The 11,502-nt window shown below is 50.0% G+C and carries 8 protein-coding genes and 1 riboswitch; of the genes, 7 read left to right on the top strand and 1 reads right to left on the bottom strand.

Features of this window, described 5'->3' with window-relative positions; all coding sequences use genetic code 11:
• Positions 1 to 211 precede the first annotated feature (211 nt).
• Positions 212 to 820, bottom strand: coding sequence for a LysE family translocator (locus tag YC6258_RS16520; protein ID WP_044617937.1), 609 nt, complete (start codon positions 818 to 820; stop codon positions 212 to 214).
• Between the two features lie 503 nt (positions 821 to 1,323).
• A riboswitch (guanidine-I (ykkC/yxkD leader) is annotated at positions 1,324 to 1,432 on the top strand.
• Between the two features lie 62 nt (positions 1,433 to 1,494).
• On the opposite strand from YC6258_RS16520, the gene YC6258_RS16515 reads away from it, so the two are divergent.
• The 7 genes from YC6258_RS16515 to atzF all read left to right on the top strand — a co-directional run bounded on the left by YC6258_RS16515 (position 1,495) and on the right by atzF (position 11,319).
• Positions 1,495 to 2,547 carry a putative urea ABC transporter substrate-binding protein gene (locus YC6258_RS16515; RefSeq protein ID WP_044617936.1) on the top strand — a complete coding sequence of 351 codons (1,053 nt, stop codon included), beginning with the start codon at positions 1,495 to 1,497 and terminating at the stop codon, positions 2,545 to 2,547.
• Between the two features lie 89 nt (positions 2,548 to 2,636).
• The gene (locus tag YC6258_RS16510) at positions 2,637 to 3,455 is read left to right on the top strand and encodes an ABC transporter permease (protein ID WP_044620127.1); all 819 of its coding nucleotides are present in this window, start codon (positions 2,637 to 2,639) and stop codon (positions 3,453 to 3,455) included.
• Positions 3,452 to 4,327 (top strand): ABC transporter ATP-binding protein, encoded by an 876-nt coding sequence (locus tag YC6258_RS16505; protein WP_082070760.1) that lies wholly within the window; start codon positions 3,452 to 3,454, stop codon positions 4,325 to 4,327. The genes YC6258_RS16510 and YC6258_RS16505 overlap by 4 nt, the downstream gene beginning before the upstream one ends.
• Positions 4,327 to 5,073, top strand: coding sequence for an urea amidolyase associated protein UAAP1 (locus YC6258_RS16500; RefSeq protein ID WP_044617935.1), 747 nt, complete (start codon positions 4,327 to 4,329; stop codon positions 5,071 to 5,073). The genes YC6258_RS16505 and YC6258_RS16500 overlap by 1 nt, the downstream gene beginning before the upstream one ends.
• Positions 5,070 to 5,711 (top strand): urea amidolyase associated protein UAAP2, encoded by a 642-nt coding sequence (locus YC6258_RS16495; RefSeq protein ID WP_044617934.1) that lies wholly within the window; start codon positions 5,070 to 5,072, stop codon positions 5,709 to 5,711. The genes YC6258_RS16500 and YC6258_RS16495 overlap by 4 nt, the downstream gene beginning before the upstream one ends.
• Before the next feature lie 155 nt (positions 5,712 to 5,866).
• A complete protein-coding gene (gene uca / locus YC6258_RS16490) occupies positions 5,867 to 9,475 on the top strand; it encodes an urea carboxylase (protein ID WP_044617933.1) in 3,609 nt (1,202 codons plus the stop codon).
• Positions 9,472 to 11,319 carry an allophanate hydrolase gene (gene atzF, locus YC6258_RS16485; protein ID WP_245626948.1) on the top strand — a complete coding sequence of 616 codons (1,848 nt, stop codon included), beginning with the start codon at positions 9,472 to 9,474 and terminating at the stop codon, positions 11,317 to 11,319. Before uca ends, atzF begins: the two co-directional genes overlap by 4 nt.
• Positions 11,320 to 11,502 lie beyond the last annotated feature (183 nt).

The following is an 11,502-nucleotide window of genomic DNA, read 5'->3' as shown; positions in this document are numbered from 1 at the left end:
TTCAAAAACTATAAGGGGGTGGCCAAAATTAGTTGACCACTACAGGTCTGTTTTTGATACAAGAGGAACTTTTGGAGGTGGGCAGAGCTGTGCTTATCCGAATTACGCACTGCTCTCAAAACGAAGAAGGGTCTTGTTGTGTTTAACTTTCTGGAATTGTTTGTGTAACCCGGAAAAATCACCAAAGTCATTTTCCCGGATTAAGTCCGTTCTACTCGCCTAAGGCCAGCCGTAATCCCAGTAATGCAAATGCACCGGCAAAGGTTCTTCTGAACCAGCGCATGACATTAGGGCGGGAAATGACCATGTCCCTTGCCATGGAGGCACACAGACCGTAACCGATAAAAACAATAAACGTCAGCAGCATGAAAATAAGTGCGAGCACAACTAACATGGGGGTTGGGTTGGCTGTGTCTGCTGGAATGAACTGAGGCAGGAAGGCGAGAAAAAACAGTGACAGTTTTGGATTGAGAAAATTCAGCAGTATGGCGTTGCGAATAATTTTCAGAGTGCTGTGCTTAGTGCGTTCTTCGGTGACGGTCATCATGCCGCCATCACGCAATACGTTCCAGGCCATATAAAACAGATAAAGAACACCAAGCATTTTTATGACCTCAAATACCTGGGAGCTGGCATGCAGGATAGCGGCGAGCCCCACAATGCTGGCAAACACGTGCGGAACAATACCCAGGGTACAACCGAATGCTGCGATAATACTGGCCTTTGCACCCTGACCCAGTCCGGTTGCCAGTGTATAAATAACACCGGTACCAGGTAGTAGCACAACAATCAACGAGGTTAAAAAGAACTCAATACTCATTTTATGATCCTTTGGATTTGGCGTTAGGATATGATGATGGGAAGTGGTGATAGTGACAGATACTGCAGCTTCTGGGCAGTATTGGTGGTACTAAAGTATTATTTTCCCCAATTGAAACCCATGCAGAAGATGGTTGTCATGCTTGGTTTCTAATTATGGGGGTTGGGCGGTCTCAATGCTATTCAAATAGAAACGCCGGCACACTAAGGCTTATGATGTTTTATCAGGCCGGGGAAGCACGATTGTTACGCACAATATTCCAACTCGATGTCTGAATGGCTTATCCCAAAAAGACAGAGTTTTGCATCCTCATTGCACTCATCTATCGTACATTTTTCTGTCATGACCCAATTTAGAGCAGTTTTAATCACCGTTATTTTTTTGTTTTTTCTGATTCATTCCAGTTGTTTCGGGCCATGCAGCAGTCTCAATCGGTTGGCATAGTATGTGCCTTGTTCAAATTCAAGTTCGTACCCTTGGAAAGTCGAGCTTCACAATTTGATTCAATAGAAGGCTAGGGTTCCGGCTACACAAACAATTGTAGTGTCTGGTCCGAGAGCTTTCGACCTTGACAGTTTCAAGGTTACACGGCGGGGAAAAAGCCCGGGAGACCACATGGCGATATTTGCCAAGGGTACTCCGTGTGTAACTAACAAGCTGTAAAGGTGGCTTTAATGAAAAACTCTGCAAGAAAAATAACCCTTCTGCTTTGCTCTGTTCTGCTCTCTGCCAACGTTCTGGCAACTGATCACTTTAAAGTCTGTTGGTCTATTTATGCCGGTTGGATGCCTTGGGCGTATGCCGAGCATTCGGGCATCATTAAAAAATGGGGCGACAAATACGGCATCGATATCGAGGTCGTACAAATCAATGATTATGTCGAATCCATGAATCAATACACGGCTGGTCAGTTTGATGGCTGCACCATGGCGAATATGGATGCGCTGACGATTCCAGCCGCCAGTGGCGTGGACAGCACAGTCCTGATCGTTGGTGATTATTCCGATGGTAACGATGCCGTTATTCTGAAAGATAAACAGAGCCTGAAAGACATCAAAGGCCAAAACGTCAATCTTGTTCAATTTAGTGTGTCCCATTATCTGCTGGCCCGTGCGTTGGATTCTGTGGGTATGAGCGAAAGGGACGTAAATGTCGTTAACACCGCAGACGCGGATATGGCCTCTGTTTTTGGTACCACTGAAGTGACTGCGGCGGTGACCTGGAATCCCATTGTGAGTGAAATTTTACAGATGCCAAAGACAACCGATGTATTTGATTCCTCAAAGATCCCCGGCGAAATTCTGGATACCATGATCGTGAATACCCAGACCCTCAATGAGAATCCTGAATTTGGTAAAGCCTTGGTTGGTGCCTGGTATGAAATCATGACTGAGATGCAGGGAGACAGCGCCAGTGCCAAAGAGATTCGTTCGGATATGGCAGCGGCCGCAGAAACAGATCTTGCCGGCTATGATGCGCAGTTGGCAAAAACACACATGTTCTACACCCCTCAAGCTGCGCTTGAGTTGATCATTAGTGAAAAGCTGTACACCACTATGAAACACGTTGCTGAGTTTTCCTTCGAACATGGCCTGTTAGGCGATGGTGCCCCAAGTGCTGGTGCCGTTGGTATCGAAATGCCAACGGGTGTGTATGGTGATAAACACAATATCAAGCTGCGGTTCAACTCCACTTACATGCAAATGGCCGCTGACGGAACGTTGTAATTGATCCGAAACATGCATTCTCGGCCTCTGACTGCTATTGGCTTTTTATGTGAAAGTTTAAGCGGAAGCATGGGGCCATGGGGCTGAACATGAAAAAAATGATTAATTTGAAACCCGGCAGAACCAGTGCCGTGTTTATCGGTATGTTGCCGTTCGTTTTGTTGCTGGTGATCTATATGGTGAGTTCGGATGCCCGTCTGGCGGTCAACCCCAGCGACAAAATGCTGCCGGCGTTCGGACAAATGGGAGACGCCATCTATCGTATGGCGTTCGAACCCAACCGTCGTACCGGGGATTACGTCTTCTGGCAGGACACCTTAAGCAGCCTGATACGTTTGGGAACCGGTGTTCTGATTGCCGCAGTACTGGGTTTGTTGATTGGCTTGCTAACGGGTTCTTTGCCGGTAGTGACTGCGGGTTTTTCCCCTTTGTTGACGGTGATTTCATTAGTGCCACCTTTGGCACTGTTACCGATCTTGTTCATTTTGGTTGGTTTGGGCGAAGCCTCAAAAGTGACTTTGATTGCCATCGGGATTACGCCCTTTATCGCCCGGGATATTCAACGACGCACTCAGGAAATTCCCTCTGAGCAATTGGTTAAGGCGCAAACCCTGGGAGCGAATACCTCTCAGATTTTGATTCGTGTTCTGCTGCCACAGATTATGCCGAAACTGATTGATGCGGTGCGTTTGTCACTGGGTTCCGGCTGGTTGTTTTTGATTGCTGCGGAAGCGATTTCTTCAACCGAGGGGCTAGGGTATCGTATTTTTCTGGTGCGTCGTTATCTGGCTATGGATGTCATTCTGCCGTATGTGGTGTGGATTACGTTGTTGGCGTTTTTGATCGACTTTTTATTGGTTCGACTGAATCGCCGACTGTTTCCCTGGAGTCTGGAGGGCAGCGTATGAACCGATCCATTCATGCTGACTCAGATATTGCCGATGGCCGTCAAAAGTCCATTGGTAGTAAAAAAACCGCAACGCCGATTATTCAGGCTGCCAACATCGGCAAAAGTTACGGACACGATATCATTCTTGAGCGTGTGAATGTGACCGTTCAGGAAGGGGAGTTCATTACCCTGGTGGGTGCTTCCGGATGTGGTAAAAGCACGTTTTTAAAAATGATCCTGGGGATTGAATCAGCTACCAGAGGCGAGTTGTTGCTGGATGGCAAACCGATCCCCAATGAACCGGGATCGGATCGCGGCATAGTGTTCCAGCAGTATTCTGTTTTCCCACATATGACGGTATTGGAAAACGTCATTGCCGCGAAAGGATTCCAAAAATCCTCCATCACCGGGTATTTGTTTGGCAAACAGAAAAAAGCAGCCAGGCAGGAAGCTACCGACATGCTGGAGCAGGTCGGTCTTGGTCATGCGTTAAACCGTTACCCCCATGAGTTATCCGGCGGTATGAGGCAACGTCTTGCGATTGCTCAGGCGCTGATCTGTAAACCGCGGATTTTGTTGCTGGATGAACCCTTTGGGGCGCTGGACCCAGGTATTCGGGCCGACATGCATGCTCTGGTACTGTCTCTCTGGCGCCAACATGAGCTGACTATTTTTATGGTCACCCATGACCTCAAAGAAGGGTTTTATCTTGGCACCCGTTTATGGGTATTCGACAAACTGCGTCATGACCCCCATGCGCCCAATGCCTATGGCGCTTCAATTACCTATGACCTGCCCGTGGGTCATATGCCCGCGCCACTTTATGACGAAATCGATCAACGTATTCGACCGCTTCCCAATGCGGATCAGAATGCTAAGGACCATTCATAATGAATCAATACAAAACCATTATCCCTGCTGCAAGCCATTGGTCGTTGAGAGTACGTCGTGGCATGCAAATGACCCTGACAGATATCGAAGGCGATGCCAATGTGGGCATGATGTTTTACAACCCCGAAAATCTGCTGGAACGTTATAACGCGCCGGATACTTTAAAATGTCAGCACACCTTCAAACTCACCAGGGGGCACTGTCTGTATTCTGATATGGGGCGCATTTTTGCCTCAATCATTGATGATGCCGTTGGTTGGCATGAAACCATCAGTGGTAACAGTCATGCTTCTCACATTGAGCGCCAATGGGGCAAACGGGACTATCAGAATGATCGTAACGACTGGATGCAGAATGGCTACGATGCCATGTTGGTCGAGATGGCGAAATACGGTTTAAGCAAAGCGGATATCGCCGCGAACCTGAATCTGTTTAGCTGCGTAACAACTGATGCCGAAGGCAATATGTCATTGGTACCGGGCAATAGCCGGGCAGGTGCTCATGTGACGTTGCGTTTTGAAATGGACACTTTGGTGATGTTACATACCTGTCCGCATCCATTGAGTCGTGCAGCGGAATACCCGAGAAAACCGGTTTCTGTCCTGCTGGAAAAAGCCGAACCTGTGGCAGAGGATGATATCTGCAAGATGTTCTGTGCTGAAAATCAACGTGGCTTTGCCAACAATGCACTTTATTACCTGGGTTGCAATCAAAGTAAAGATAACCTTAAGGAGGCTCAATCATGATCCAGGAAAGCCGATTGAAACCGGAAAACGCCAGTGCGGTGTACCACGTGAGCGCCGGTGATTATTTCATTGGTATCGTGAAAGCCGGCAGTACCTTTCGAATTGTCGATTTGGAGGGCAATCAGGCCGCCGATACGCTGTTTTATAACGCCCATGATCCTGCCGAGCGCTACAGTGCAACCGATACCGTTCGTGAGCAAGGCAACGTGTATTTAACCGCCGGATCTGAAATCCGTTCCAATCAAAACCAGGTGATGCTGGAGATCGTCGCCGATACCTGTGGGCGTCACGATACCCTGGGGGGCGCGTGTGCCACAGAAAGCAATACCGTGCGCTATGACCTGGAAAAACGCTGCATGCACGCCTGTCGGGACAGCTGGATGCTGGCGATTGCCGAACGCCCGGAGTTTGGTTTATCGAAGCGTGATATCAGCCATAACATTAACTTTTTTATGAATGTACCGGTCACCGAAGCGGGTGGTCTGACGTTTGAAGATGGTATTTCAGCACCGGGAAAATATGTCGAAATGGTCGCCAGAATGGACATCATCGTACTGATTTCCAACTGCCCGCAATTAAACAATCCCTGTAACGGCTACAACCCGACACCGATTGATCTGCTGGTGTGGGATCAATGACAAATGCTCTATCGATCTGGCAATCAACCCGGCAGCCATGCCAGCCGGGTTAATCGCATAAGCCGTTAATTTGTTTTCAGATGGTTACTTAGTCAGCTCAGTGGACGACCACTGATGTTTATCTCGTTCCGGGACGGCCCGGCCAAGGTTGAACCATGTTTAACAAGGTATTAATTGCCAACCGTGGCGCTATCGCGACACGTATTATTCGTACCCTTACCAAAATGCAGATTGGCTCAGTCGCGGTATATGCCGAATCTGACGCTAAAAGCCTGCACGTTAAACGCGCCGATGAAGCTTTTTCACTGGGTGAGGGGAGTGCCAGTGACACATACCTTGATATGGAAAAAATCCTTCATATCGCCAAACAATCCGGTGCCGATGCTATTCACCCGGGATACGGTTTTTTAAGCGAGAATGCGACATTTGTGCGTCGCTGCGAAGAGGAAGGGATCGCATTTATTGGCCCAACGGCTGAACACATGCTGGCATTTGGTCTGAAGCACAGAGCACGGGAACTGGCCGAAAAAGCCAAGGTGTCATTATCCCCAGGCTCGCAACTGCTCACTGATTTGGAGAGCGCCTGTCAAACCGCCAGCGCCATTGGTTACCCGGTGATGCTGAAAAGCACTGCGGGTGGTGGTGGCATCGGTATGTACTTATGCGACGATGAAAAAGCATTGCGTGACAGCTTCGATTCGGTTCGTCGTTCAGGGGCCAATAACTTTGCCGACGATGGTGTTTTTCTGGAGAAATTTATTGCCCGTGCCCGTCACATCGAAGTACAGATTTTCGCCGATGGTCAGGGTGGTGCCCTGGCTCTGGGTGAACGGGATTGCTCCAGCCAGCGGCGTAACCAGAAGGTTATTGAAGAATGCCCGGCACCGAATTTAACTGACGACGTGCGCAAACAACTGCATCAAACCGCAGAGTTACTATTGTCATCGGTTCAGTACCGCAACGCGGGTACGGTGGAGTTTATTTATGACATGGACACCGACCAATTTTACTTTTTGGAGGTGAATACCCGGCTTCAGGTGGAACACGGCGTAACCGAAATGGTGTACGGGGTGGATCTGGTGGAATGGATGGTGCGTCTGGCCGCCGGGGAAGATCTGCAACTGGATCGCCAGCGGGTAGCGTTAAAGCCGGAAGGTCATGCGGTACAGGTGCGGGTTTATGCAGAAGATCCTTATAAGGATTTTCAGCCGTGTGCCGGCTTGCTGAGTCAGGTTCAATGGCCTTCGGATGGCTCTGATGCAGATGTTCGCATCGACTCCTGGGTGGAATCCGGCATGGATGTTTCGCCGTATTTTGATCCGATGCTGGCCAAGATCATTGTGCATCAAGCCGATCGGGATGCAGCGTTTGTCCGGTTGAAAACAACGTTGGATGACTGTGTGTTATACGGCACAGAAACCAACCTTGATTACTTGAAAACGCTGGTCACTGATCCGGTGTTATTACGAGGTGAGGTCAGCACCCGTTACCTCAATGAATTTGTTTACCGGCCAGCGCGTATCGATGTGGTCAGTGGCGGCACCCAGACCACGATACAGGATTTTCCGGGGCGGCAGCATTATTGGAATGTGGGTGTGCCGCCTTCCGGGCCGTTTGATAATTTTCATTTTCGTCTGGCGAATCGTTTGCTGAATAACCCCGAATCCGCTGCCGCAATGGAAATCACTCTGCAAGGGCCGGTGTTGACGTTCAGTTTTGATACCCGGGTAGCCATTTGTGGTGCCAGGGTCGATGCCAATATTGATGGGCGAGCAATAGAACCAAATCAAGTGGTCAGTATTCAAGCCGGTGAAACCTTGACTCTGGGGCGCATCAAAGAGCAGGGGGCTCGTGCCTATCTGGCGGTTGCCGGTGGTTTTGATTGCCCGGACTATCTGGGCTCGAAATCGACTTTCACGTTAGGGCAGTTTGGTGGCCATAATGGCCGGGCCATTCAAACCGGCGACGTGTTGCATACCTTGCCGGCTCCCGGCGAAGAGACTTTGACGGCATTGCCAGACAGTTTAGTACCGGTGCTAAGCAATCAGCATGAATTGCGGGTCATTTATGGTCCTCATGGTGCACCGGATTTCTTTACCCCGGAAGACATTGAAATGCTCTTCAGTACCCATTGGGAGGTTCATTACAACTCCAGTCGCACCGGTGTACGTCTGATCGGTCCGAAACCCAAATGGGCACGTCAGGATGGAGGTGAAGCGGGCCTTCATCCTTCCAACATTCACGACAATGCCTATGCCTTTGGAAGTGTGGACTTTACCGGAGATATGCCGGTTATTCTCGGTCCGGACGGTCCATCCCTCGGTGGTTTTGTTTGCCCGGTAACCGTTATTTCGGCGGACTTATGGAAACTCGGTCAATTGCGGGCCGGCGATAAAGTGCGCTTTTTGCCGGTGACCCTGGAAGATGCGGTCGCGCTTGAGGCGGCACAAAATAATGCCTTAACCCATCTGGCCGCAGTTACCCTGGACATTACACCTTGCGAGCTGCATACACCGATTTTGCAAACCTTGCCGGCGGATCGTTTTGGTGACGAAATTGTCTATCGCGCTGCCGGGGATCACTTTTTGCTGGTGGAGTATGGCGAACAAATATTGGATATTCGTTTGCGTTTTCGGGCCCATGCCTTGATGCAGTGGCTGGAGCAACATCCATTGGCAGGCATGCGTGAACTCACGCCGGGCATTCGTTCCCTGCAAATTCACTACGACAGCCAGATATTGAATTATCAAACCTTACTGAACCATTTAGAAACCGCCGAAACCGCTTTGAACGAACATCTGGCGGAGCTGACCGTGCCTTCCCGAATCGTATATTTACCGCTTTCCTGGGATGACCAGGCCTGTCAGGAAGCCATTGATAAATACTCCCAGCTGGTACGTTCCAATGCGCCCTGGTGTCCGAGTAACCTGGAGTTTATTCGCCGTATTAATGGTCTGGATAGCATCGACGATGTGAAAGAAATTCTGTTCAGTGCCAGTTATCTGGTGATGGGCCTGGGGGATGTGTATCTCGGGGCACCGGTGGCGACACCTATTGATCCCCGTCATCGGCTGGTGACCACCAAATACAATCCGGCACGAACCTGGACAGCGGAAAACTCTGTCGGCATCGGCGGTTCTTACTTGTGTGTGTACGGCATGGAAGGACCGGGCGGTTATCAATTTGTTGGCCGTACTTTGCAAATGTGGAATCGCTATCGGCAAACCAGCGCCTTCAGTCAGCCCTGGTTGTTACGCTTTTTTGACCAGATTCGTTTTTACCCGGTGAGCCACGAGGAGCTGGAAAAAATCCGCCAGGATTTTCCTCATGATAACTATTCCATTCGCATTGAGGAGAGCACCTTTTCTTTGTCGGAATACGACGAATTTATCGCTGCAAACAGTACCAGCATCGATGATTTCAAACACCGTCGCAATCAAGCCTTTGAAGCCGAGTTGGCACGCTGGCATGCCAATGGGCAGTTTCACTTTGATTTGGATGACGCTGAAGCGGTGACCACCGACATCACCTGGAGCGAAGACGCGACGGTTGTTGACAGTCCCGTTTCCGGCAGTGTCTGGCAACGTCAGGTGCAGGAAGGTGACGCTGTGGAAACCGGGCAGCTGTTGGTGATTCTGGAGTCCATGAAAATGGAAATTCCCATTTATGCACCTGCCGCCGGCAGGGTATTTGAGGTGTTAATCAAAGACGGCAGCCGTGTCAACGCAGGCCAGGCCATCATTGTTTTGGAGGAAAAAGCATGAGCATGAATAAGATCACCAGCATTACTCACAACACTCCCGACATGGGGTTCAGCGCTCTGCGAGTAGCGTATCAAACAGGCAATGCCACACCCGCCGGCGTGATGGCGGATATTCGTGAACGGGCAAAAAGTTATGGTGATTACAATATCTGGATACACCTGTTAACGGAAGAGGAGCAAGCCGTGTGGTTGGAAGCACTCAAGGGTAAAGACATAGACAGTCATCCTTTATGGGGCATTCCGTTTGCCATCAAAGACAATATCGATCTGGCGGGCATTCCGACCACCGCCGGCTGCGAGGCCTTCGCCTATACGCCGGAAGTATCGTCGCAAGTGGTGCAACAGTTGATTGATGCGGGTGCTGTTCCGGTGGGTAAAACCAACCTGGATCAATTCGCCACCGGCTTAAACGGCACCCGTTCACCGATTGGTGCCTGCCATAATGCATTTAATTACGACTATATCAGCGGCGGTTCCAGTTCCGGTTCGGCGGTTGCCGTGGCGCTCGGATTAGCCAGTTTCAGTTTAGGCACAGATACGGCTGGTTCGGGTCGTATTCCCGCCTGTTTTAATAATCTCGTTGGTGTGAAACCCAGCATCGGTTTGCTGTCGGCAACGGGTCTGGTACCCGCATGCCGTAGCCTGGATTGCATGACCATTTTTGCGTACAACACCGACGATGCCAATGTCGCTTTGGCGGCGGCAGAAGGTTTTGATCAGAGGGATGGTTACAGTCGCCGGAATCCATTTGCCAACCAGGCCCGTCATTACGGCTTGCGTAAAGGGCCATTAACGGTGGGTGTGATCCCGGCCCATCAACTGAAATTTTTCGGGGACGAAGGTTACCAAAAAGCCTATTGGCACACTTTGGAGTTACTCAAAGAACAGGGGTTTGTTTTCCAGGAAATCGACTACGCGCCGTTTGATGAAATCGCTCAGCTGCTTTACGAGGGGCCTTGGGTATCAGAGCGTTATGTGGCGACGCAGCCGTTAATTGATGAACATCCAGAAGCGATTTTCCCTGTCGTCCGGGAGATCATTGCCCCGGGCGGTAAACCACCTGCTACCGCTTTGTTTAAGGCACAATACCGTATTCAGGATTTAAAACAGATCTGTCTGGCGCAAATGACACAGCTCGATTGTCTGCTCACGCCAACCGCAGGGCGTCACTTTACCATTGCCGAAATGCTGGCGGAGCCGATCAAACGCAACAGCGAATTAGGTTACTACACCAACTTTATGAACCTGATCGACCTGGCTGCCATCGCCGTACCGACGGTCATGACAGAACACAACATGCCATTTGGTGTCACCCTGGTCGGACCGACATTTAGTGATCGTATGTTGATGTCCATCGCCAACCGCATCCAGCAGGCTCTACCTCTGCCTAAAGGGAAGCTGGAGACGATGGCGGCACCTGCCAATGTCACTCCGGTGGGGAATCTAAACACCATTGATGTGATGGTCTGTGGCGCGCATCTGCAAGGTCAGCCACTGAACTGGCAATTAACCGAACGCGGCGCAACCCTGAAAGCCAAAACCACCACCGCACCCGTTTATCGCATGTACGCCCTGGCGGGTGGACCTCCGTTCCGTCCGGGTTTGATTCTGGATACTGGTACTGGTGGTGACGCCATTGAAGTGGAAATCTGGTCCATGCCGACAGACAACTTCGGCAGCTTTGTCGCGGGCATACCCGCGCCACTTGGTATTGGAAAAATTCAACTCGCTGATGGCAGCCAGGTGACAGGATTTATTTGTGAACCTTATGGTATAGAAGGCGCGCAGGAGATTACCCGGTTTAAAGGCTGGCGTGCGTATCTGGCCAGCTTGAACAACGCATAAGGTAGTTGAAACGAATGCAGCATGAATGCTGCATTCAAGCCTTGGGAGTGTTCAATAGTTTTTCTGGTAGTGACCGCAGCGTAGTTAAAAACTAACCCGGCAAAAAATGTTCGCCGGGTTAACAAGTTACTGATAGGTTTCAAACATGGCCGGTATTGTGTTTAAAGGATAATCCAGATTTCT

This window comes from Gynuella sunshinyii YC6258, assembly GCF_000940805.1.
In the GTDB taxonomy this organism is placed as follows: domain Bacteria; phylum Pseudomonadota; class Gammaproteobacteria; order Pseudomonadales; family Natronospirillaceae; genus Gynuella; species Gynuella sunshinyii.
This window is presented reverse-complemented; position numbering and strand designations above follow the sequence as displayed.

Bases quoted from the DNA above. Each gene is read 5' to 3' on its own strand.
- YC6258_RS16500 (WP_044617935.1), top strand. From the start codon at position 4,327: ATGAATCAATACAAAACCATTATCCCTGCTGCAAGCCATTGGTCGTTG.
- YC6258_RS16520 (WP_044617937.1), bottom strand. From the start codon at position 820: ATGAGTATTGAGTTCTTTTTAACCTCGTTGATTGTTGTGCTACTACCT.
- uca (WP_044617933.1), top strand. From the start codon at position 5,867: ATGTTTAACAAGGTATTAATTGCCAACCGTGGCGCTATCGCGACACGT.
- YC6258_RS16510 (WP_044620127.1), top strand. From the start codon at position 2,637: ATGAAAAAAATGATTAATTTGAAACCCGGCAGAACCAGTGCCGTGTTT.
- YC6258_RS16515 (WP_044617936.1), top strand. From the start codon at position 1,495: ATGAAAAACTCTGCAAGAAAAATAACCCTTCTGCTTTGCTCTGTTCTG.
- atzF (WP_245626948.1), top strand. From the start codon at position 9,472: ATGAGCATGAATAAGATCACCAGCATTACTCACAACACTCCCGACATG.
- YC6258_RS16495 (WP_044617934.1), top strand. From the start codon at position 5,070: ATGATCCAGGAAAGCCGATTGAAACCGGAAAACGCCAGTGCGGTGTAC.
- YC6258_RS16505 (WP_082070760.1), top strand. From the start codon at position 3,452: ATGAACCGATCCATTCATGCTGACTCAGATATTGCCGATGGCCGTCAA.